The following is a 21,610-nucleotide window of genomic DNA, read 5'->3' as shown; positions in this document are numbered from 1 at the left end:
GATTCTGAAGCATCTCTCCAGCCGGCTTATGCCTTTCATTTTACACCCTGAAAGTCAAAGAGGGAACAAAAATCGTTCGTCAAATTCTCCCTGGTTTCTACAGTTTTTCCAGTGTCTGAACCACATCCTCAAATTTCATAAAATGGGATGCCTTTACCAGAACCGTATCTCCGGGCTGTATGTAATCACCTAAATGTTGCAGAAGCTCCTCGCGGGTTCTGATATGGCAGATATCAAAATCAGGATCTGTTTTCTTTGCCGCCTCTGCCATATGTGCAGAAAGCTCTCCTACGCAAATACATTTGTCAATTCCGCAGGATGCCGCATGAGCTCCTACTTCCTGATGAAGCTGAACCTCATTTTCTCCAAGCTCTCCCATATCTCCCAGAATGGCAACCCTCCTGCCGGCTCCGTCCTTCAGAACGTCCAGAGACGCCTTCATGGACATGGGATTTGCATTATAGCAGTCATCTACGATCAGAAGCTTGTCTGTTTCGATCATTCGGAAACGGCCGCTGATGGGCTCCAGACTTTCAATCCCTCTCCTGATCTCCTCTGCTGTCAGACCATAAATTTTTCCGATCGCCGCTGCTGCAAGAGCATTATATACCATATGGATTCCCGGCATCGGTACAAGTACAGAAAAGCTCTGCTCTCCCATATGGATCCTGCAGGACATTCCTTTCAGACCCAGACTCTGAATTTCATCCGCATATACATCATACTTTTTATTTAAACCGAAAAATACCGGACGGATTCCATGATATTCTTTTACTGTGCCAAGCTTGTCATCATCGCCGTTAAGAATGATATTTCCGTCAGGCTTCATAGAAGAAAAGATCTCTGTTTTTGCCTTCAGAACTCCGTCTCTGTCTCCAAGATTTTCCAGATGGCAGGTTCCGATATTTGTAATGACACAGGTTTCCGGCTTTGCAATTTTTGCAAGTCTGGTCATTTCGCCAAAATCACTGATTCCCATTTCCAGAACTGCGATCTCATCCTCATCTCTCAGTCGGAATACAGTAAGAGGAAGCCCCAGCTCATTATTAAAATTCCCCTGGGTTTTCAATGTTCTGTACTTTTCCTTCAGAACAGAGGCAATAACTTCTTTTGTACTTGTTTTTCCCACACTTCCGGTAATTCCCACAACAGGAATCTGAAGCTGCTCCAGATAAAATTCTGCAATATCCTTTACTGCCTGAAGCGAAGATTCTATATGGATATAAGCGTAATCTGCCCCTTCCTGCAGTCTCTCAGAAAGGGTTGCAAGACAGCCCTTTTCCATTACATCCGGAATAAACCTGTGAGCATCCACCCTCTCTCCCACAATGGGAACAAAAAGAGCTCCTGTTTCCGCTTTTCTGCTGTCCGTGGTCACAGACGTCACTTCCCGGTCCAGAAGCTCTTCCGGTCCATGGTAAGTACCGCCGCATACCTTTGTTATATTTCTTAATGTAAGATTTTTCATAATATCTGTTCCTTACCTTCCGGATAAAAGATTTCCCGGAAATTCTTATTTATATTTTTTCTCAGATACCCGGATCAGTTCCTCACATAACGTAGGATAATCCATGCCAAGAACTGCTGCCTCCTGAGGGATCAGACTGGTAGGAGTCATTCCCGGAAGTGTATTTGCTTCCAGACAGTAGATTTTTTCATCATCTGTAACAATAAAATCAAGTCTTGCATAGCTTTCCAGTCCAAGAGCCCGGTATCCCTGAACCGCATAGTCCTGAAGGCGTCTGGTAAGCTCTGAAGAAATGGGAGCCGGACAGGTTTCCTTTACTGCCCCTGGTTTATATTTGTTTTCATAATCATAAAATCCCTGACAGGGTACGATCTGAACAACCGGATAAGCTTTTCCATCCACCACAGCTACTGTATATTCTGTACCCTGAATAAATTCCTCTACTACAACCTCTTCCTCATAGACAAAAGCTGCATCCAGAGCTTTCATATATTCTTCCTGGTCTTTTACAATATAAACGCCGATACTGGAACCGCCGCAGCATGTTTTTACAACAACAGGAAAGGCAAGACCCAGCTCTGCCAGATCTTCTTTTCGTGTGTGCCGCTTCATGGTCACTCCGCCCGGAACAGGTACTCCCTTCATCTGGAACATCCACTTGGTCACACCTTTGTCCATGGCCATAGCACTGCTGAGATATCCGGTTCCTGTGTATTTGATTCCCATAAGGTCAAAAGCGGCCTGTATCCTTCCATCCTCACCGTTTGCTCCGTGAAGTCCGAGGAACACAAAATCTGCTTTCTTACACAATTCCAGTACATTTGGCCCAAAGAAATCCTTGCGCATCTTTTTCAGCTGCTCAATATGCGGATTAAAGCTTTTTATATATGCGCTGGCAGCTTCCACATCATATTCCCGGGGAAAAGGGTCTGCCCAGTCAACTGTTTCCGCTCCGCAGAAAACATCTACAAGAATAGCCTGATGTCCCTTTGCCCTCAGTCCATTACAGATCCCTGTTCCTGATACAATGGAAACATCTCTTTCTGTACTTGTTCCTCCTGCTAAAACAACAATCTTCATAATTATTCTCCCTTACTGCCGGAGGTCTGGTCTGTACAGCTTCTCCGGGTACTTTTAATGTAAAAACTGCTGCAAAAATCCCTGCCGGAATCTCTGCAGCATTTTCATTCTGTTTATTTATAAATCACTACCGGCATACCGGATCTGACATTCTGGTAAACCTCTGACGCCATATCTCCCGGAATCTCAATATAACCACTGTTATCTGTCCATATGCCTCCGTCTGTACTGCTTTCTCCTGAGCCAAAATCACTGACTGCGGGAATACCTTCCTCCCAGAAGCCTACATCACTTTGTGTCAGATTGGGATTATCCAAAATTCCTGCATTTTCTTCGTAGGGAATCCAGAAATTTACAGTCCCTCCGTTGACCTCTGCGGGAGATTTCATTTCTCCAACCATGTAAACGCCAGTTTCCGTTCCGCTTCCTGCGCTGATCCCGGTATCTGCCACAGGAGTACCGTCCTGATATACCACCAGCCTCTGAGCCGGCAGATCGATCTCCACATATGTATAACCGATATCATTGGTGTTGCGGCTCATTCCACTTTGTTTGTATTCCGGCTTACGAACCTGAATTTTTTTACTTATAATCTCCTGATAAAGCGCCTCAGCTTCTTTTTCCTGGTCAATGACCCATCCGTAATTACCGCCGGAAACTGAAATCTGTCGGTTATCATAAGTCTCAAAGGTTCTCTCTGTACCTACAGTATCATATTTGGCTCCAAGAGTCTTTACATAATCTGCGATCTTTTCTTTATCAAGAACAAGATCTTCATTTTCGTCTCTGGAAAGGAAAGTACGGATCACATTCCGGTCCACAGTTTCTTTGCGGTCATCAAAATCATAGGTGATCACAACATCTGTCAGCTCATTCATCTGACTGCAGTCCTTTATGAGCCTTTTATCATCTCCGTAAACCTGGGGATTGATATAGCATCCGTCCTCTTCAAGATCTGCCACCGGATCACCTGTAGTCAGCGCCTTTATTACTGTTTCACGAAGCTTTTCCTGATCTACCAGATTCCCCTCTGTCTCAGGAACAATGGCAAATTCATTTCCTGTATCTTCTATAGACGCATCCACAGGCTGCACATTGTCCTGAAGGCACTTAAGGTTCTGGAATTTCTGCTCAAAAAGCTCCTCCTGATAGAAAACAGAGGACGGAACCTCCAGAGCGCTGTGCTGTCCAAATGATAAAAACCACAGAAAACGATTCTGGTCATTCATCAGTTTTTTTACGCTTCCATCCGGCTTATATACCAGACCGATTTCCTCTGCCGACATGCTCTCCTGACCGTTCCCTCTTGTACGTACTGCCAGAACATAGGCCTGTGTTTTTTTCTCCAGGAGCTTTTCTGTCTCTGCCTGATCCATATAGGAACAGTTAAATCCGTTTACCTGAGTTCCCGGCAGGAAATGTCCGGAAAAATAATAAACTCCATAGCCGTAGACGGCTGCTGTTAATACCAGAAGCACAGCGATCAGACTGACCACCAGTTTTCTGCCTGTGCTCATTTTTATCTTTTCTTCTGTACCGTTTTCCTTCACAGGCTCCTGCTCTTTCATTTTTTCTTCCATGCAGTCTCCCTTCTGCTTCTCAGGACAAGCTGCCTGACATGTGTCTTTTGCTGAAAAACAGTATCGGAATCTCTCTTATTCTCCTAACAGCTTTTCTACACTTGCCAGTTTTACACATACTACAAATACATAAGCTGCTTTTTCAAGCTCCTCCATAGACGGGAAAGTAGGCGCGATACGGATATTGGAATCCTCCGGATCCTTTCCGTATGGATAAGTAGCTCCTGCTCCTGTCATTACAACGCCGGCTTCTTTTGCCTTTGCCACAATATTTTTTGCACAGCCCTTCATGGAATCAAAGGAAATAAAATATCCTCCCTTTGGAGTTGTCCACTGTCCGATTCCAAGGCCTCCAAGTTCTTTATTCAGAATATCAAGCACCAGTTCAAATTTCGGACGGATAATATTCGCATGTTTTCTCATGTGTTCATGAACGCCTTCCAGATTCTTAAAGAATCTTACATGGCGGAGCTGATTCAGCTTGTCGTGACCGATGGTCTGAATCTGCATATATTTACGGAAGTCCTCAAGGTTTGCCTTGGATGCGGCAACTGCTGCAATACCTGATCCCGGAAAACTGATCTTGGAGGTTGAAGTAAACTTATATACAATATCCGGATTTCCGGCTTTTGCACACTCAGTAAGGATCTCAAGAAGGAAATCCTGATCTTCATCATAAAGATGATGTACACTGTATGCATTGTCCCAGTAAATACGGAAGTCAGGAGCAGCCGGCTTCAGATTGGCAAATCTCTGGACTGTTCTTGCTGAATAAGTATAGCCCTGAGGATTAGAGTATTTCGGCACGCACCAGATACCCTTGATAGCCGGATCTTCGCTGACAAGCTTTTCTACCATATCCATGTCCGGGCCTTCCGGAGTCATGGGAACATTGATCATTTCAATTCCAAAAAATTCTGTGATCTTAAAATGTCTGTCATACCCCGGCACAGGACAAAGGAATTTCACTTTATCAAGCTTACTCCAGGGAGTATTTCCCATAACCCCGTGAGTCATGGAACGGGCAATGGAATCAAACATGACATTCAGGCTGGAGTTTCCATAAATAATAATATGTTCTGGATCCACCTCGGAAATTTCTCCAAGAAGACGTTTTGCTTCCGGAATACCGTCGATCACACCGTAGTTACGGCAGTCCACTCCTGTCTCACATTTCAGCTCCGCGCCATCTGCAAGAACCTGCATCATTCCCATGGAAAGATCAAGCTGATCTGTTCCAGGTTTACCACGGGACATATCCAGGGCAAGTCCCTGTGCCTTAATGTCTGCATACTGCTGATCCAGTTCTTTTTTCAGGGCAAGAAGCTGTTCTCTGCTCATTTCACTGTATTTTTCCATGTTTTTCCTCCTCGTTCCGCTCTTTTCGGACTTTTTTCTATTACATTGCTAAACCATACTATCCCGTCTATTTTAGTATGCTAAATTCCCTGTTGTCAAGTCCTGTAAGCATTGTATTTATAAAAACTCTGTTCGTTTGTTCCGGGATCTTGGCATATATGTAAAAACATCTGATGGGATAATGCCGTATGACCAGCAGCAATATAACCTGTCAAAAGTAAACTCCGTTCTTTTTCACTTGCAGATTTACGGCAATTCCCCTATACTGGGGATAGCATCAGTGTATGCTGATTTTATTAAAACTAATGAGAGGTTATCATTTATGTGGATTGCAGATCAATGGAAAGAATATGAAGTAATTGACACCTCCGGCGGAGAAAAACTGGAACGCTGGGGAAAATATATCCTGGTCCGTCCGGACCCGCAGGTTATCTGGGATACCCCAAAGGTAAGCCGGGGCTGGAAAAATATGAACGCCCATTATCACAGAAGCAAAAAAGGCGGCGGAGAATGGGAGTTTTTTGATCTTCCCCAACAATGGGATCTTCATTATAAGCATCTCACCTTCCACCTGAAACCCTTCAGCTTCAAACACACCGGACTTTTTCCGGAACAGGCGGTAAACTGGGACTGGTTTGGGGAAAAAATCCGCAATGCCGGAAGACCGGTAAAAGTACTGAATCTTTTTGCCTACACAGGAGGCGCGACTCTGGCCGCTGCCGCTGCCGGCGCAAGCGTTACCCATGTAGACGCTTCCAAGGGCATGGTTACCTGGGCAAAAGAAAACGCTGCCGCCTCCGGACTTGCAGACGCTCCTATCCGCTGGCTTGTTGATGACTGCGTAAAATTCGTAGAACGGGAAATCCGCAGGGGCAATCATTATGATGCCATTATTATGGATCCTCCTTCCTACGGAAGAGGTCCAAAAGGAGAAATCTGGAAGATAGAAGATGCTATTCATCCTCTTATCAGGCTGTGTAAAAAGATTCTCAGTCCTGACCCGCTGTTTTTCCTGATCAACTCCTACACAACAGGTCTTGCTCCGGCTGTTCTTACCTATATGCTGGCAACTGAACTGAAAGAATTTAACGGAACCGTAGATTCCCAGGAAATCGGACTTCCGGTCACCTCCAGCGGTCTGGTTCTTCCCTGCGGCGCTTCCGGCCGGTGGGAATCTGTGTAAAACTGATTTCAGATAAAATTATTGGAGGAAATTACAAATGAGTAATTTTTCGTCAGCCTTTAAAAACATGGACGCAAAAATAGAACTGAAACGATATAGTTGTGCAGTGATTGCTGCCGTGCTCTTTGCCGTGAACATAAAAACCTTTGTAAAAGCCGGAGGACTGTATCCGGGCGGCTTTAACGGTCTCACGCTTCTGATCCAGGGCATTTTTCAGGAATTTGCGGGAATGGAAATTCCCTACACCCTGATCAACGTTATCCTGAATGCCATTCCTGTTTTTATAGGACTGAAGTTTATCGGAGTTAAATTTACCATGAGTTCCTGTGTGGTGATCGTTCTGTCCAGTATTCTGACAGACCTTATTCCCTCACAGCCCATTACCTACGATCCGCTTCTGATCAGTATTTTCGGCGGACTGATCAACGGTTTTGTGGTCAGTCTCTGCCTGATCGGAAATACAAGCAGCGGCGGAACTGATTTTATTGCCATTTATTTTTCAGAAAAAAACGGACAGGATATCTGGAATTACATCCTTTGCGGAAACGCAGTGATCCTGGTTGTTGCAGGCCTGCTTTTCGGATGGGATAAAGCGCTTTATTCCATTATCTTCCAGTTTACCTCCACTCAGGTGGTACAGATGCTCCATCAGCGCTACAAAAAACACACTCTGTTTATTATTACAAGGCATCCTGATGAAGTCTATGAAGAAATTTCCAAGCTGTCCCATCACTCTGCCACAAGAATCGACGGTACCGGCTGCTACAGCGGCGACAATACGGCAATGATCTATTCTGTAGTGTCCAGGGACGAAGCAAAGATCCTTGTGAAAAAAGTTACGGAAGTGGATCCTCAGGCATTTGTAAACATTATAAAAACAGACTTTATCAACGGAAGATTCTATTATAAAACCGATTATTAAAAAATTGTATTTTTTCTTTCTGTTTTCTTGATTCTTTCGCTTTCCAGAATTATAATCAGATAAAGGAGAGTGATACTTTATGAAGGAAAAGTATGACGAAAAAACAGAGGTTCCTTTTACCTGTACGCCGGAATATGACCGCAGCTCCTGCGGAAACTGTGTATGTGCCACCTGCTATGAACAGGAATTCTGTGACCGTTGCCGGACCTGTGAAAATCAGTCCCGGAAAAAAGAATCCTGCTCTGCTTATGAGGGAGCCTACTGCTACTGAACACACCCACACAAAAAGAGTACGGACATCATCTGGTATGATGTCCGTACTCTTTTTGCTTTCGCTGCAGTCCTCCTCAAAATTCCTTTTCCCGGAAATCCATCCTGTCCTGCAGGGTATGATTATGCCTGTTTCGGCAGGGTCACTGTAATCTCAGTTCCTGAATCCACTTCGCTTGTCAGCTCCAGTGTTCCTCCCAGGAAGGCAACTCCGTGCTTTACAATAGAAAGTCCCAGGCCGGTTCCTCCGATCTCCTTGGAATGACTTTTATCCACCCGGTAGAACCTCTCAAACACCCGGTTTCTGTCCTCTCTCGGGATTCCGATTCCATTATCCTCCACAGAAATCTGAATGGCATTGCCAATATCTTTCAGATGAATGGTCACTGTGCCATTGTCCTTATTGTACTTGATTCCATTATCGCAGAGATTATAAAGAATCTCCTCAAAAATCGGACGCACAGTGCGGCAGATCAGTCTTTCTCCGTCAATGTAAAGATGCACGTTCTTTTTCTGCGCGATTTCTTTCAGGTTTCCACATACATTCCGGGCAACGGAATAGATATCCACATTTTCCCACTCATAAGGATTTTCTCCTTCGTCAAGCTGAGAAATCTTAATGGTGTCCTCCACAAGCTGAATCAGCCTCTGAGCCTCCCGGTAAATCCTGCCTGCAAACTTTTTCACATCCTCTTCCTTCACAAAGCCGTCCTGAATAATCTCGGCAAAACCTGAAATAGAGGTCAGAGGTGTTTTCAGCTCATGAGAAACATTGGCAGAAAACTCCCTTCTGAGGTTTTCCCGCTGGATTTTTTCTGTTTCATTCATCAGAAGCAGCACTGCGCCTACGATTTTTCCGTCTCTTGTAACCGGATTTGCGATCAGCTGCACAAATTCATTATCCAGACGAAGAAGAGCGTTTCCGTGTTTTCCCTCCAGAACATGTTCTATCACCTTTCTGAAATCCTCATCTCTGTCAAGAGAGTATACGCTTTGGCCTATGCCGGGTTCATTTACCTGAAAAATCCTCCAGGCGCTTGAATTACCGGAAAGTATCATAGTATAAGGATCGATCACCAGAAGACCTTCCTGCATGTTTTCTGTAATAATAGAAAACTCCTCCTGATTTCTCCTTGCTTCCTCCAGCTGTTTCTGTATCTGGCGGTTCTGCCGGTTTATTTTTCCCAGAAGAGGAGCCACCTCTTCATAAATTTCATTTTCTCCGGGCTTTTCCAGATCCAGTTCATTGATGGGTTCCACGATCTTTGAAGCAACCTTTGACGCGATCACTCCTGCTATGATCAGCATTACAAAAATAATACAGAGTACCGGCTGTACAAGCTGCAGAATCAGAGCAAATACAGAATACTGTGTACTGGATACACGAAGAACAGAATTATCGGAAAGTCTTATTGCAGAGTAGACTGTCTTTTCTGAAAGCGTGTCGGACATACGTACCGCCTCGCCTTTCCCCTTGCTCAGCGCCTCCTGAAACTCTTCACGATTCTTATGGTTCTCCATTTTGTTTTCATCTGCTGTATTGTCATACAGGACATTTCCATTCTCATCTATATAAGTAATTCTGGAATCACCGTATTTGATCTGCTCCAGATACTCCTGCCCCTGCTGCTCTACTCCGTAAGCCAGATATCTGGCTTCCTTTTCCAGCTCACTGTTCAGCTGCTTTCCGAAATACTGATAAAGAATTCCCATAACAAAGGCAACCCCCAGTATCAGAACTGCTGCTGAAGCAAGAACTGTAGACTTAAAAATCTTTTTTGTCAATTCTTATTTCCTCCCATTTGGTGCTCATTGTTTCTGTGAATGCCTGTAATAGAATACTCCACCCATTCTGCAATGTTCACCGCATGGTCTCCGATCCTCTCCATGTACTTTGCAGTCATCAGAAGATCCAGCCCTGCTTTGGCATCCATATTTTTGTAGATCAGATCAGCCAGCTTGTTTTTTGTCTGATTAAACAGCTCGTCTACAAGATCGTCATCATCAATAACCTTACGACAAAGCGCCAGATCCGCTTTCACAAACGCGTCAATGCTTTCTGTTACCATATGAACGGTTTTTTCCGCCATTCTGGCAATTTCATCCGGAATCTCCACAACGCTTCGGTCAATAAACTTGGAAAGGTCTGCGATATCTGCCGCCTGGTCTCCGATGCGTTCCATATCAGAGATCATTTTCAGAGCCGCGGAAATCTCACGAAGATCTCTTGCCACCGGCTGCTGATGAAGAAGAAGCCGCATACAGATGGCCTCGATCTCCCGCTCCAGTCCGTCGATTTCTCTATCTGTTTCAAAAACCTCTCCGGCGCAGTCCTCGCCCTGGATTGCCTTTGCAGAAAGAGCAATTACCTTTTCGCAGAGACTTCCCATGGTAATGATCTGTACATGAAGCTCTTCCAGCTGTCTTTCAAAACGTGTTGCCATATCAGCCAAACCTCCCTGTAATATAATCTTCCGTTCTTTTATCCGCAGGCATGGAGAATAAAGTATCTGTATCATTAAATTCTATCACTTCTCCCAGAAGGAAGAAAGCGGTTTTGTCAGAAATACGTGTTGCCTGCTGCATATTATGAGTTACCATAACAATGGTGTAGTCCTTTTTCAGCTCCATTGCAAGCTCCTCGATCTTTGAGGTGGAAATAGGGTCAAGGGCAGAGGTCGGCTCATCCATAAGAAGAACCTCCGGCTGCACTGCCAGAGCCCTTGCAATACAGAGCCTCTGCTGCTGGCCTCCGGACATTCCCAAAGCGCTCTTTTTTAACCGGTCCTTTACCTCATCCCAGATTGCAGCATCCCGAAGAGATTTTTCCACAATATCGTCAAGTTTTGCCTTGGAACGGATGCCGTGGGTTCTGGGGCCGTAGGCAATGTTGTCATAGATACTCATTGGAAATGGATTGGGCTTCTGAAACACCATTCCCACTCTTTTTCTCAGAAGATTCACGTCCATATCCCCGTAAATATCTTCTCCGTCAAGCTCCACCTTTCCTGTGATCACACAGCCCTCAACAAGGTCATTCATTCTGTTCAAAGATTTAAGAAGAGTTGATTTTCCGCATCCGCTGGGCCCGATAAAAGCAGTGATCTCCTTTTCCGGAATATGCATATTAATGTCTTTTAAGGCATGGAAACTGCCGTAATGAAGATTCATATTTTCAATAGAAAGCTTTGTATTATTACTCATGTATCCTTATCCTTTCGCAATTCGTTTTGCTGCTTTTCCTGACAGCCAGTTAATAACCAGTACAAAAACAAGAATTACAACCGCTGTGGCAGATGCCTGATTCATGTGGAGGCCTTCACTGGAAAGCACATACATGTGAAGAGCCAGTGTACGTCCGGATCCCATCAGATTGGGAACCTGGGCAACTGTACCGGAAGTATAAAGAAGGGCTGCTGTTTCACCGATAATACGTCCGATTGCAAGAATAATTCCTGCCAGAATCCCCGGAACCGCTGAAGGAAGCACAATGGTAAAAATCGTGCGCAGCTTTCCTGCTCCCAGTCCGAAGCTGGCCTCTCTGTAAGAATCCGGAACTGCCTTCAAAGCCTCCTCAGAAGTTCTCATAATAAGGGGAAGAACCATGATCACCAGTGTACAAATACCTGCCATAAGAGACATTCCCCACTGAAGGGCTGTCACAAAAAACAGCATACCGAAAAGTCCGAATACAATAGAAGGAATACCGGAAAGTGTCTCTGCTGTAATACGAATCACCTTTACCAGACGGTTGCCCTTCTGAGCATATTCCACCAGATAGATAGCGGCAAAAATGCCTATGGGAGCCGCAATTACAAGTGTCAGAACAGTCATAATAAAGGTATTGATAAGAGAAGGCATCAGCGATACATTCTCAGAATTATACTCAAAGCTGAAAAGCTCAGGTGTCAGATAAGGAATACCTTTTATCAGAATATACCCTACCAGAAAGATCAGTACCGCAAAGGTCAGTACTGCAGCCAGTCCTGTCAGAAAAGCAAGAATACCGGAGCCCGGATGGCGCAGGTAGGAACGAAGCTGATCTGTAAGGGAAGAGCTGTTTCTCTTTTTTGAATTGACCTGTGAATTCAAAGCCGCAGCATTAGTTTGCATTTTCCGCCCTCCTGTTCAGTAATGAAAGACTTAAGTTAATGATCAGGATAAAGACAAACAATACCACACCGGTAGCAATAAGCGCCTCTCTGTGCATACCTGTCGCATATCCCATTTCAGTAACAATATTTGCAGTCATAGTACGAAGTCCCTTGAGAATCCCCTGAGGCATTCTGGCCTGGTTTCCCGCTACCATAATAACCGCCATAGTCTCGCCAATGGCACGTCCGATTCCAAGAACCACAGCTGCAAGAATACCGGATTTTGCCGCCGGAAGCATTACGCGGAAAATGCTGCGTTCCTTTGTGGCTCCAAGAGCCAGAGAACCTTCATAATAGCTTTCCGGAACACTGCGGAGCGCTGATTCTGTAGGTCCGATAATGGTTGGAAGAATCATAATTCCAAGAAGCAGGGACGCTGCCAGCCAGCTTGTTCCTGTTCCTCCAAAGGTTTCCCGGATCATTGGCACCATGACCACCAGACCGAAAAATCCATATACAATAGAAGGAACTCCTGCCATCAGTTCAATACCTGATTTTAACGGTCTGTAGATTTTTTTCGGACAGTAACGGGCCATAAATACAGACGTAAGCAGAGCTACGGGAACTCCTACCAGAATTGCTCCTCCTGTTACATAAATGCTTGCCACGATCATTGGAAAAATTCCATACATATCATTGGAGGGCCGCCATTCTGTTCCAAAAAGAAATTCCAGAGGACCTATTTTTCCGATTGCCGGGATTCCGCTGGCAAAAAGAAACAGACAGATCAGGAATACTGCCAGTACAGAAGCGCAGGCAGCAACCATAAATACAATTTTCATTCCCCGTTCTTTGATTTTATTCATAAAATGATTTCTTCCTCTCTAACTTCCTGACTGCAGAACGGAAGCCCGGATTTCCGGGCTCCTCTGCGTTCTGTCATGTTATGCAGGTTTTATTACTCTGCCAGATCTTCCCATTCTGTTGTCTCGCCTGTGAAGATTGCTTTTACCTGATCGCTTGTCAGATCCTCAACCTCATTTTCATTATTTACGACTACCGCAATACCGTCTTTTGCAATTACAGTAGCTGTAAGATTCATCTCTGTTTCCTCATCTTTCAGTTCACGGGAAGCCATTCCGATATCACAGATGCCTTCTGCTGCAGATGTAACTCCTGTTGTGGAATCGCTCTGCTGAACCTCTACTGTAACGTTTTTGTTCACTGCTTCATAAGCCTCTTTCAGTTTTTCCATTACAGGAGAAATGGAGGAGGAACCGGCTACAACAACCTTACCTTCCACATCTGCTGCCTCATAAGGTTTTGCTTCTGCATCAGCTTTGATATAACCGTTGTCCTCAACGATCTGCTGACCTTCTTCGCTCATAATATAGTTCACAAAATCCTGTGCTGCCTCGCTTACTTTCTCGCCTGTTACAATGTTAAACGGACGGGAAACTTTATATGTATCATTTGCAACGTTCTCAGCAGTTGCCTCAGCTCCGTCGATTTTTACAGCCTTTACAGTATCGTTAAGAGATCCAAGGGAAATATATCCGATTGCATTCTCATCGCCTGCTACAGTTGTCATCATAACGGAAGTGCTGTTTGTGATGCTGGCATCAACTGTTGTCATATCAATTTTTTCGCCGTCTTTTTCTTCCTGGATGCCGAACAGCTCAATAAAAGCGCCTCTTGTTCCGGAACCATCCTCACGGGAAATTACATTGATCGTTCCGCTTGCCGCACTTGCAACGGTTGCGAATGCTGTTGTTCCGATTACTGCTGCTGCTAAAATTCCTACGATTTTTTTCTTCATGATAAGTCTCCTCTTTTTTATAAATAATGTTTTGTATTTCTCATTGACAAGTGTCATTATAGGCAGGGAAAGTTAAAACCAAAATCCTGCCTGCGTAAAATCTTTGTAAAAAAGAAAAGACTTCCCTATTCTCATTCCTGATACATCTGAAGAGTTTCAGAAGCATCTGTTTCCTGTGCTGATTCTTCCGGAAGAGTTACATGAAGCTCTGTTTTCATTACATCTGCCGCGCTTTTGGCGTCTTCCAAGTACGCAGTTCCCATGCAGATGATCTCCTCGGGAAATTCACTTTCTGTGGATTCTCTTTCTGCAGAAACATAGATTTCCATGCAGTCATCCTCTGTAAGAACGAAATCCATAGAATTTGTAAAAATTGTATTCTCTCCTCCATGCTTTACACCAAACCCAATTCTGACAGGCTCCAGATTATGCTTCTCTAAATACTGACCAATCGTCATGTCCCCTTCCTTACCAAGGTAATATACAGAGTCTTCTTCCATAGCATCTTGTGGAATCAGAAGGTATTTTCCCGGTTCCAACGCCTCTGCCCGTGCAGAAACATGAATACTGTTTCCCTGAACCAGAACCTCTTTCACTGAAAAATTAATCATAGAATCTCCTGTTTCCTTATAAGTAACTTCCTTGTTAATATCACTTTGCACATTTTCCGGCAGCTCCTGTCCTCTCAGCTTCCAGAAATCTGTGATCCCCAGATATTTTTCTGCTGCAAAAACAGACACGCCCAAAATCAGGATAGCGGCAAAGGATAAGATCAGGACACGTCTGCGTTTACGGCTTCTGCCCTGGAGAGAGAAGGAAGCAATTTTATCTCTTCCGAAATCCGGCTGCTGTTCCTGAATTTTATTAAGGGCTGCCTCTATCCTGTCTGTAACGATCTCCGGCACCTCTGTTTTTCCCGAAAAAATTTCAAATAATTTGTTATCCATAGATTTTTCCTCCTTCCAGCTCCCGTTTCAGCAACTTCCTGCCTCTGGCAAGTCTGGTAATCACCGTATTGCGGCTGATATCCAGAAGCTCCGCGATTTCTCTTGTATCCATTTCTCTTGTGTAATACAAAAGAAGAATGATCCGGTATTTTTCATCCAGGCAGGAAAGAACCTCTTTCCATTCACAGTCTATGTACCCGCTGTCCTCAAAAGCAGATTCCTGCATTTCTGCCTTTGACTGTATCCTGCTTCTGTGTTTTAAAATATCCTTACACTGGTTAATCAGGATCCGTATCATCCAGGTTTTAAAATAAGCGTCTTTTTTCAGGGTTTCAATCTTTTCGTAACACACCAGAACAGTTTCCGAAATGGCGTCCGCAGCATCCTCATCATTGCCCAGATACGTCCAGGCCACTCGGTACATGCTCTGTGTACACAGCCTAACCAGCTCTGCAAAAGCAGAAGAATCTCCCCTTTTGGCCTTTCTTACCAGTTCTTCCATTTTTACTGCTCTCCTCTCTGTTTTCTTATATACATTAGACGAAAAACAGAACTTACCTATTTCATCAAATTTTTATTTATAAAGAAAGAGCCGATGATCACATCAGCCCTGTAATTTTTTTCGCATGTTCCAGTTCATTTTTGTGAACCAGAATTTCATATTCATATGTCTCGTCTGCAGGAATGCCGGCGCTTCCTGTCCTGCCGCGCATGGTCCCTGCCTCTGCCCACTGGCCCATGCGGTTTTTCACCTTATGTTTGTAGGTGATTCCGACCTGTTCCAGCTGTTCACGCAATTTGTTAAATAATTTCATGTCTGTTCCGATCCACAGACTTTCGGAATTTAATAATGTGAGCATAGACATTCCTCCCCTTTTCCGCTGCGAAACCTGACTGTCAGTTATAATTTCACTATAAACTGCAAGTCCGATAAATGCAAGGGAGAATGTTTTCACATAAGGGGGCCCTTTATCTTTCCCTGCTTTTTAGATAATTGGTAAATCCCTCTGAAATGCGCTTGTACAAAACCAGTCTATTTCGCCACATTTGCATCTCCGGCAGCCGGATTGTTGATCAGCTTTCCATCCTCTTCAAACCGGGATCCGTGGCAGGAGCAGTCCCATGTGTGCTCCTGAGGATTCCACTTCAGCGCACAGCCCATATGGGGACAGCGCTTCATAGTAGGAGTGAGAAGCCCTGCCAGAGCTTCCAGTGTATTTACAAACAGCTGCGGTTTCCATATACTTCGCGATGGATCAAAAACTGCCTCCCACCCAGTTTCCCGGCCGCAGATCATCTCTGTCAGAATATGCGCTGCTGCCATGGAGGTAGTCATTCCCCATTTTCCAAAACCGGATGCCACATACAGCCCCGGTGTGTTCGGGGAGTATTCTCCAATATAAGGGATGCCATCCAGACTCATACAGTCCTGGGTCGCCCAATAATAACCTGCCTTGCCGATACCATAATACTCCTGTACAAACTCCTGAAGCTCTTCCCAACCTCCCCCTTTTCTTCCAGTTCTGTGGCTTCCTCCACCTACCAGAAGATAATCTTTGTAATTGCGGAAGGACATGCCCTTCTGCGCCTCATCCACATACATTCCCCTTACATCTGAAACATTTTTCAGTGCCATAACATAGGAACGATGCTGATATAATTTCAAAAAATATGCGCCGTGCTTATTCAGAAAAGGAAAATGTGTTGCTGCAATCATCCGTCTGGCCGTGATTGTTCCCCCGTCATATCGGGCGCATCCCGGCGCAAGCTCCTGGATAAAGGTATGCTCATAAATATTCAGGTCTCTGGAAATATAAGCCAGAAATCTCCTGGGCTGAAACTGTGCCTGGCGTGGAAATTTCACCGCTCCTTCAGTGTCAAAAGGCAGATTTACCTCCTGCACAAACTCCGCAGGAAAGCCAAGAGTCTCCAAAGCCTGCACCTCCCGCTCTATTTTCTGCCAGTCTGTCAGAGTATAAACAAAGGCATCCTTTTCCTCAAAATCACACTCTGTTTCCTCTGCCAGCTCCCTGTATTTGCCCAGAGCCCACTGGTTGGCGTCCAGATACTGAAGTGCCTTCTCTTTCCCCTGTGTACGCAGCAGCTTTTCATAAATCAGCCCGTGCTGAGAGGTAATCTTTGCCGTTGTATTACAGGTAACCCCTCTCCCCACAGCATCTCCCTCCACAAGCACATAATCCACTCCTGCCTGCTTCAGGAACCAGGCGCAAAGTACTCCGCACAGACCGCCGCCAATAACCAGCACATCCGTCTTTATATCTCCCTCAAGCTTCGGAAAAGAGGGAAATTCCACATCCCTTTCCCAGATTGACTGCCTCATCCAATTCCTCCGATCTCTTGGTAAATTTTTTTCATCATATTTTCTTAGTCTGTCCAAGAAACCAGAGAGCCATGCAGAAAGTTTTGGTTTTATCCGTGACCGTAATACGCATTCCTGCTGTATTTTAGAATAAAGCACACCAGAAAAAGGTAATCCTCATGGAATCATCAACTGCGTGCTTCCGCAAACGCAGTCTGATCAGCATCACCAGGAAAATTTCTCCTGTTCGAAGGCAGGGGGCCCGTCTAAAAATTACACTATTGTCAATATAAGATGCAATTTTTGCACTTTTATATATAAGTATAGGTAAATTATAAAATCAACAACATCTCCATCCACATCAGTGTTTTATGCTGGACTGTTAAATTCACTGGAAACAAAGCTTGAGCAGAGCAGTTGAAAATTAATTCCTGCTCTTCAGATAGTTTAAAAATCCTGTTCCATAAGCAACCGCCAGCATTCCCCATATCACTGCCGCACCAATGGAAGGTGCGTTCATATTCTGTATAGCATCCCATACACGTATGCCAAAAACAACAATCATAAAAAGCAAAACTCCCACAGCGCCTGCTCCCACAAGCCACTTTCTCATGCCCATACCCATAAAGGAAATCCCCCACACTCCTGCTGTGGCTGAATAATCTCCGAGATCTTCCAGAAGCTCCCGTACCTCTGCAAATCTTCCGCCTTTTTTCTCTTCCTGATAAACATAATTAAGATACTCTTCCAGTTTCTCATTCTCTGGGATTTCTGTCTCTTTCATTACCAGCTTACAGAGCTCTGATGCGCCTTTCAGTTCAGTAATCTGCTCTTCCAGCAATCTTTTCTGTTCTGCTAAAACCTCTCGCAGATTCGCCTTTCCTTTTAAAAGAAGTTCAATGGTTTCCACTGAAATTCCTATCTTCCGATACAGAAAAATCTGTTTTATTCTCTGCACATCTGCTTCTGTATAATCCCGATATTTACTTCCGCTTTCCCTCTCAGGAAGCAGAAGTCCCTTTCGTTCATAAAAACGGATACTACTCACATTCATACCTGTCAGTTTTGCAGCCTCACTGATTTTCATTATATCTTCCTCCCTCTTAATCTGTTTTACGGAGACCTTTCTCCTGAAATTGTGGAAATTATAAACCCTGAACCTGGTGCAAAGTCAAGAAATTCTCAATAATATTTTGTAAAATACAAAATCTCCCTCCACAGAACATTTCTGCCCTGAAGAAGGAGATAAGCTTTACTTATTCAGCGGAAAGCATACTGTAATCTTTGTGCCTCTGCCTTCCTGGCTTTCTATCAGAATCCCATAGTTTTCACCATAAATAAGTTTCATGCGGTCGTCCACATTATTGACGCCGATCCCGGTAAAATGTTCCCTGGAGGCATTCTTTTTGTTCAATAAATCCCTTAAAGTTTCACTGCTCATTCCGATCCCGTTATCCTCAATCTCCACCCTCAGAAGTCCATCGCTCTGGCGTACAAAAATAGAGATAGTTCCTTTTTCGCCCTGAGGAAAAGCATGAAAAAATGCGTTTTCCACAAAGGGCTGCAGGATCAGCTTGGGAACTTTCTGTTCCTCACAGTCCGGTGTTACATAAAAATCTACGTTCACCTGATTTCCATACCGTATCTGATTGATCAGCACGTAATTTTTCAGATTTTCAATTTCTTCCTTCAGGGTAATAAATTCATTTTTGTTGCTGATGGTATTCCGCAGAAGCTGTATAAATGCATCTATCACCTGAACGGATTTTTCTTTATCCCCCTGCCAGATCAGCCACTTGACACTTGCCAGAGTATTATAAATATAGTGAGGATTGATCTGCATCTGCAGAGAATGGATTTCTGCCTCACGTTTGGATTTTTCCACCTGCATCAGTTTCTGAATATAATTATCCAGTTCTCCCAGCATGTCATTATAAGTAGCGGAAAGCTCCCGGATCTCCTGAGTTCCCTCCACCTTTACCAGTTTATCCAGTCTTCCGTCCTGCACCTTCCGCATATTCTCTATCAGCTTGGAGAGAGGCTTGGTCTGCTGCCTTACCAATATAAAAATAATCAGAATAGCTGCAGCTGTAATAGCAGCTGTTACTTCTATAATATATCGGAAATCATATACACTTTCAAAGGCCTGATCCGGGTGAATTACTCCCATTGCTTTATAATCCGTATTATGAAAATTCTGCTTCAGATAAACGGTTCTCTGCCCATTTTCCTGTCTGGTGATCATAGAACTTTTTTTATCCTGCATCTCCTCAAGTGCGTCCCAGACCTTTTCTATTTCACTGGATGAGGTCAGATATTCTGTATAGTTGGAAGAGATAATTTCATTATCCTGATTAAAAATCAGTATATCATTGGAACTTGTAGTAAATACCTCATAATTATTCCGGAAATCCTTCTCTTTAATTGTAAGAAGAATCACCCCATCTATGGTTTTTCCTCCATTATTGGTGATTGCCTTTGCCATCATAATAACAGGATAGCTTTTCATTACGTCTGTATATCCGCCGCTTTTATATCGGCAGATCAGCTTTTTAGGCGTTTCATATGCCTGCTGGATAATCTCTGTTTCCAACAGTTCTTCCCCTGAAAGAATCAGACGTGAGGTACTGTTATAATTATATGTTTTTCCATTGTTTCCAACTAAAATCAGACTCATATCGCTGTATTTCGCAAGAGGCTGCTGCTGAAGAATTTTTTTCACATCCAGAATATTCCGGAATTCCTCTGCCGCCTCCCACTTTTCCCTGCCCAGATACTCCCGTACGGAAGAGCTTCCGCAGATGACGGAGGTAGCCGCAGTTACATTCTGAAAAAGCTCATAAATATTTTCATCAATCTGTCTGAATATTTTCTGCTGAGATTCCACAAAATTCTCTACAAAAACATCCTGGGAGGTCTTTATATTCAGCACGCTTAATGCCCCTGCCAGACATAAAATCGCCCCCAGCACCACAATAATAATCTTAAAAAAAAGTGTATTACATTTATTTTTCATTTCGCTGACCACCTGAGTTTTTCCTGTGCCGGTACTGACTTGGCGTCTGCCCCATCAGCTTCCGGAATATCCTGCAGAAGTACCCGTGATCGGAATATCCCACCGCTGCACTGATATCTGAAATAGACATTTTTGTTTCAGCCAAAAGATCGCAGGATTTTTCAATCCGCACCGTATTCAGATATCCGCTGAACCCTTCTGAAATATGCTGATTAAAATACGAAGAAATATAATGATAATTAAACCCGAATTCCTGGGCGATATCTGTCAGATCAAGTTTTTCATTATAATGTTCATTGATGTAATCTTTGATCTGAGCAACAACAGGGTCTGAATCTGAATTATTTTCAATCCCGGACACAATCTCCCGTAAACGCGCAAATGCCCCCCCTTCACAGTATTCCATATATTCTTCTGCACTTTCTGACTGATCGATCTTCCGGAAAAACTCCCCTCGGAGCCTGTCGCTTTCCACACCGTACTTTTCAATTTCCATTAAAAAATTATACAAAAGATTTTTAAGAAGATTTTTGCTTAGATACTCATCATATTTACTTTCTGCCAAATACCAGATATATTTCTGAAAAAGCTCCAGAGCCTGACTGTACTGCTTCTGCTTCAGAAGTTCTGTATATTTTTCATAATGAAAACGCTGAACCTCCACTGCCGTATATTCTTCTTCCCTGATCAGCGCCTTATCATTAAAATAAAATTTCTGCTGCAGACAGGGCTTTACTCCTTTTTCATAGATGTCTTTTATATAAGTGAAATCTGTAAAAGGTCTGCTTACTACAAACAAAATCTTTTCTGCAATCTGTCCGGCTCTCCGGGCGCTGCTCTCAATACTTAAAAGAAGCTCCTCCTCTGCCTTTTTCTTATAATTTATAATGTAACACAGAGTTTCCTGCTCCAACCACAGAGCCTGATATGTGTCAAATCCGTCCTTTTTCAGCCTGTCCTGAATCATTTCCTGAAGCTGTTCCATCTGACGGCGGTTATTTTTACATGCTTTTTTCATATCTGCTGCAAGAATCCGGCAGTTCAGATACGGAAAGCAGTTTTTCAGACCTTCCTCTTCCAGCGTCTCTGAATATCCTGTAAGATATCTCTCCAATTGGGTACTGACATCTATTTTTTCCTTCCGGTCCAGCTGAAAACCCGGAATACCCCGGGCAGCTTTTTTCAGAGCGCGAAGCAGTATCTCCGGATTCAGCGTAGGCTTTAAAACATAATCCACTGCTCCGTTAAGAAGGGTTGTACGAACATATTCAAAATTATCGTAACTGCTCAGGATAATCAGTTTAATATCCGGATATTTCTCCTGCAGAATCAGCGAAAAATCAATTCCATTGAGAACAGGCATCACAATATCGGCCAGTACAATTTCCGGCTGATATTTTTCAATCATTTCCAGACCTTCCTGTCCATTGGATGCTTCCCCTACAATCTGAAAACCTTCCTGCTCCCACAAAAGCATATGTTTAATTCCCTGGCGGGTGATAAACTCATCATCGATCACCAGAACCCTGCAATATCTGCTCATAATGCATCA

The 21,610-nt window shown here is 43.9% G+C and carries 20 protein-coding genes; 3 read left to right on the top strand and 17 right to left on the bottom strand.

The genetic code is table 11. From position 1 onward, the window contains the following. Positions 1-97: 97 nt before the first annotated feature. The 4 genes from NSA57_RS11970 to NSA57_RS11955 form a co-directional block, all read right to left on the bottom strand. Entirely contained in the window at positions 98-1,468 is a 1,371-nt protein-coding gene (locus NSA57_RS11970; RefSeq protein WP_257464959.1) for a UDP-N-acetylmuramoyl-tripeptide--D-alanyl-D-alanine ligase, read from the bottom strand. A 45-nt stretch (positions 1,469-1,513) separates the two neighbouring features. Next, complete coding sequence (locus tag NSA57_RS11965; protein ID WP_147599798.1) at positions 1,514-2,548, bottom strand: D-alanine--D-alanine ligase family protein; 1,035 nt, start codon at positions 2,546-2,548, stop codon at positions 1,514-1,516. Between the two features lie 113 nt (positions 2,549-2,661). After that, the gene (locus NSA57_RS11960; RefSeq protein ID WP_243271097.1) at positions 2,662-4,128 is read right to left on the bottom strand and encodes a L,D-transpeptidase family protein; all 1,467 of its coding nucleotides are present in this window, start codon (positions 4,126-4,128) and stop codon (positions 2,662-2,664) included. A 75-nt stretch (positions 4,129-4,203) separates the two neighbouring features. Then, the gene (locus tag NSA57_RS11955; protein WP_173753090.1) at positions 4,204-5,487 is read right to left on the bottom strand and encodes an aspartate aminotransferase type Ic; all 1,284 of its coding nucleotides are present in this window, start codon (positions 5,485-5,487) and stop codon (positions 4,204-4,206) included. A gap of 322 nt (positions 5,488-5,809) precedes the next feature. Between NSA57_RS11955 and NSA57_RS11950 the strand changes: the two genes are divergently transcribed. From NSA57_RS11950 to NSA57_RS11940, 3 genes are all read left to right on the top strand, one after another. Beyond that, a complete protein-coding gene (locus tag NSA57_RS11950; protein WP_022067798.1) occupies positions 5,810-6,670 on the top strand; it encodes a class I SAM-dependent methyltransferase in 861 nt (286 codons plus the stop codon). 37 nt (positions 6,671-6,707) lie between these two features. Continuing rightward, on the top strand, positions 6,708-7,592 hold the full coding sequence (locus NSA57_RS11945) for a YitT family protein (protein ID WP_257464958.1): 885 nt from the start codon (positions 6,708-6,710) through the stop codon (positions 7,590-7,592). 79 nt (positions 7,593-7,671) lie between these two features. Further along, positions 7,672-7,863 carry a hypothetical protein gene (locus tag NSA57_RS11940; RefSeq protein WP_138271566.1) on the top strand — a complete coding sequence of 64 codons (192 nt, stop codon included), beginning with the start codon at positions 7,672-7,674 and terminating at the stop codon, positions 7,861-7,863. 122 nt (positions 7,864-7,985) lie between these two features. Here the strand turns inward: NSA57_RS11940 and NSA57_RS11935 are convergent, their stop codons facing one another. The 13 genes from NSA57_RS11935 to NSA57_RS11875 all read right to left on the bottom strand — a co-directional run bounded on the left by NSA57_RS11935 (position 7,986) and on the right by NSA57_RS11875 (position 21,601). Beyond that, positions 7,986-9,647 carry a sensor histidine kinase gene (locus NSA57_RS11935; protein WP_243873738.1) on the bottom strand — a complete coding sequence of 554 codons (1,662 nt, stop codon included), beginning with the start codon at positions 9,645-9,647 and terminating at the stop codon, positions 7,986-7,988. Continuing rightward, the gene (phoU, locus tag NSA57_RS11930) at positions 9,644-10,306 is read right to left on the bottom strand and encodes a phosphate signaling complex protein PhoU (RefSeq protein WP_022067794.1); all 663 of its coding nucleotides are present in this window, start codon (positions 10,304-10,306) and stop codon (positions 9,644-9,646) included. Before phoU ends, NSA57_RS11935 begins: the two co-directional genes overlap by 4 nt. A 1-nt stretch (position 10,307) precedes the next feature. Next, on the bottom strand, positions 10,308-11,066 hold the full coding sequence (gene pstB, locus NSA57_RS11925) for a phosphate ABC transporter ATP-binding protein PstB (protein WP_022067793.1): 759 nt from the start codon (positions 11,064-11,066) through the stop codon (positions 10,308-10,310). Between the two features lie 6 nt (positions 11,067-11,072). Next, the gene (pstA, locus tag NSA57_RS11920) at positions 11,073-11,975 is read right to left on the bottom strand and encodes a phosphate ABC transporter permease PstA (protein ID WP_022067792.1); all 903 of its coding nucleotides are present in this window, start codon (positions 11,973-11,975) and stop codon (positions 11,073-11,075) included. Then, positions 11,965-12,822 carry a phosphate ABC transporter permease subunit PstC gene (gene pstC / locus NSA57_RS11915; RefSeq protein ID WP_257464957.1) on the bottom strand — a complete coding sequence of 286 codons (858 nt, stop codon included), beginning with the start codon at positions 12,820-12,822 and terminating at the stop codon, positions 11,965-11,967. Before pstC ends, pstA begins: the two co-directional genes overlap by 11 nt. Before the next feature lie 92 nt (positions 12,823-12,914). Then, positions 12,915-13,775 carry a substrate-binding domain-containing protein gene (locus tag NSA57_RS11910; RefSeq protein WP_022067790.1) on the bottom strand — a complete coding sequence of 287 codons (861 nt, stop codon included), beginning with the start codon at positions 13,773-13,775 and terminating at the stop codon, positions 12,915-12,917. A gap of 131 nt (positions 13,776-13,906) precedes the next feature. Beyond that, positions 13,907-14,722, bottom strand: a complete 816-nt coding sequence (locus NSA57_RS11905) for a hypothetical protein (protein WP_257464956.1) — start codon at positions 14,720-14,722, stop codon at positions 13,907-13,909. Then, on the bottom strand, positions 14,715-15,224 hold the full coding sequence (locus NSA57_RS11900; protein ID WP_022067788.1) for an RNA polymerase sigma factor: 510 nt from the start codon (positions 15,222-15,224) through the stop codon (positions 14,715-14,717). Before NSA57_RS11900 ends, NSA57_RS11905 begins: the two co-directional genes overlap by 8 nt. Positions 15,225-15,321: 97 nt before the next feature. Then, complete coding sequence (locus tag NSA57_RS11895) at positions 15,322-15,582, bottom strand: hypothetical protein (protein WP_022067787.1); 261 nt, start codon at positions 15,580-15,582, stop codon at positions 15,322-15,324. A 173-nt stretch (positions 15,583-15,755) separates the two neighbouring features. Continuing rightward, positions 15,756-17,063 (bottom strand): FAD-dependent oxidoreductase, encoded by a 1,308-nt coding sequence (locus NSA57_RS11890; protein WP_147599805.1) that lies wholly within the window; start codon positions 17,061-17,063, stop codon positions 15,756-15,758. Between the two features lie 403 nt (positions 17,064-17,466). Then, positions 17,467-18,129: a MerR family transcriptional regulator gene (locus tag NSA57_RS11885; RefSeq protein WP_257464955.1), complete on the bottom strand. Its 663-nt coding sequence runs from the start codon at positions 18,127-18,129 to the stop codon at positions 17,467-17,469. A gap of 165 nt (positions 18,130-18,294) precedes the next feature. Further along, complete coding sequence (locus NSA57_RS11880) at positions 18,295-20,058, bottom strand: cache domain-containing sensor histidine kinase (RefSeq protein ID WP_257464954.1); 1,764 nt, start codon at positions 20,056-20,058, stop codon at positions 18,295-18,297. Next, positions 20,048-21,601, bottom strand: coding sequence for a response regulator transcription factor (locus NSA57_RS11875; RefSeq protein ID WP_257464953.1), 1,554 nt, complete (start codon positions 21,599-21,601; stop codon positions 20,048-20,050). Before NSA57_RS11875 ends, NSA57_RS11880 begins: the two co-directional genes overlap by 11 nt. Positions 21,602-21,610 lie beyond the last annotated feature (9 nt).

Origin of the sequence: Blautia caecimuris, assembly GCF_024622975.1 — a bacterium.
GTDB lineage: Bacteria > Bacillota > Clostridia > Lachnospirales > Lachnospiraceae > Blautia_A > Blautia_A caecimuris.
This window is presented reverse-complemented; position numbering and strand designations above follow the sequence as displayed.

Bases quoted from the DNA above. Each gene is read 5' to 3' on its own strand.
- NSA57_RS11970 (WP_257464959.1), bottom strand. From the start codon at position 1,468: ATGAAAAATCTTACATTAAGAAATATAACAAAGGTATGCGGCGGTACT.
- NSA57_RS11965 (WP_147599798.1), bottom strand. From the start codon at position 2,548: ATGAAGATTGTTGTTTTAGCAGGAGGAACAAGTACAGAAAGAGATGTT.
- NSA57_RS11960 (WP_243271097.1), bottom strand. From the start codon at position 4,128: ATGGAAGAAAAAATGAAAGAGCAGGAGCCTGTGAAGGAAAACGGTACA.
- NSA57_RS11955 (WP_173753090.1), bottom strand. From the start codon at position 5,487: ATGGAAAAATACAGTGAAATGAGCAGAGAACAGCTTCTTGCCCTGAAA.
- NSA57_RS11950 (WP_022067798.1), top strand. From the start codon at position 5,810: ATGTGGATTGCAGATCAATGGAAAGAATATGAAGTAATTGACACCTCC.
- NSA57_RS11945 (WP_257464958.1), top strand. From the start codon at position 6,708: ATGAGTAATTTTTCGTCAGCCTTTAAAAACATGGACGCAAAAATAGAA.
- NSA57_RS11940 (WP_138271566.1), top strand. From the start codon at position 7,672: ATGAAGGAAAAGTATGACGAAAAAACAGAGGTTCCTTTTACCTGTACG.
- phoU (WP_022067794.1), bottom strand. From the start codon at position 10,306: ATGGCAACACGTTTTGAAAGACAGCTGGAAGAGCTTCATGTACAGATC.
- pstB (WP_022067793.1), bottom strand. From the start codon at position 11,066: ATGAGTAATAATACAAAGCTTTCTATTGAAAATATGAATCTTCATTAC.
- pstA (WP_022067792.1), bottom strand. From the start codon at position 11,975: ATGCAAACTAATGCTGCGGCTTTGAATTCACAGGTCAATTCAAAAAAG.
- pstC (WP_257464957.1), bottom strand. From the start codon at position 12,822: ATGAATAAAATCAAAGAACGGGGAATGAAAATTGTATTTATGGTTGCT.
- NSA57_RS11910 (WP_022067790.1), bottom strand. From the start codon at position 13,775: ATGAAGAAAAAAATCGTAGGAATTTTAGCAGCAGCAGTAATCGGAACA.
- NSA57_RS11905 (WP_257464956.1), bottom strand. From the start codon at position 14,722: ATGGATAACAAATTATTTGAAATTTTTTCGGGAAAAACAGAGGTGCCG.
- NSA57_RS11900 (WP_022067788.1), bottom strand. From the start codon at position 15,224: ATGGAAGAACTGGTAAGAAAGGCCAAAAGGGGAGATTCTTCTGCTTTT.
- NSA57_RS11895 (WP_022067787.1), bottom strand. From the start codon at position 15,582: ATGCTCACATTATTAAATTCCGAAAGTCTGTGGATCGGAACAGACATG.
- NSA57_RS11890 (WP_147599805.1), bottom strand. From the start codon at position 17,063: ATGAGGCAGTCAATCTGGGAAAGGGATGTGGAATTTCCCTCTTTTCCG.
- NSA57_RS11885 (WP_257464955.1), bottom strand. From the start codon at position 18,129: ATGAAAATCAGTGAGGCTGCAAAACTGACAGGTATGAATGTGAGTAGT.
- NSA57_RS11880 (WP_257464954.1), bottom strand. From the start codon at position 20,058: ATGAAAAATAAATGTAATACACTTTTTTTTAAGATTATTATTGTGGTG.
- NSA57_RS11875 (WP_257464953.1), bottom strand. From the start codon at position 21,601: ATGAGCAGATATTGCAGGGTTCTGGTGATCGATGATGAGTTTATCACC.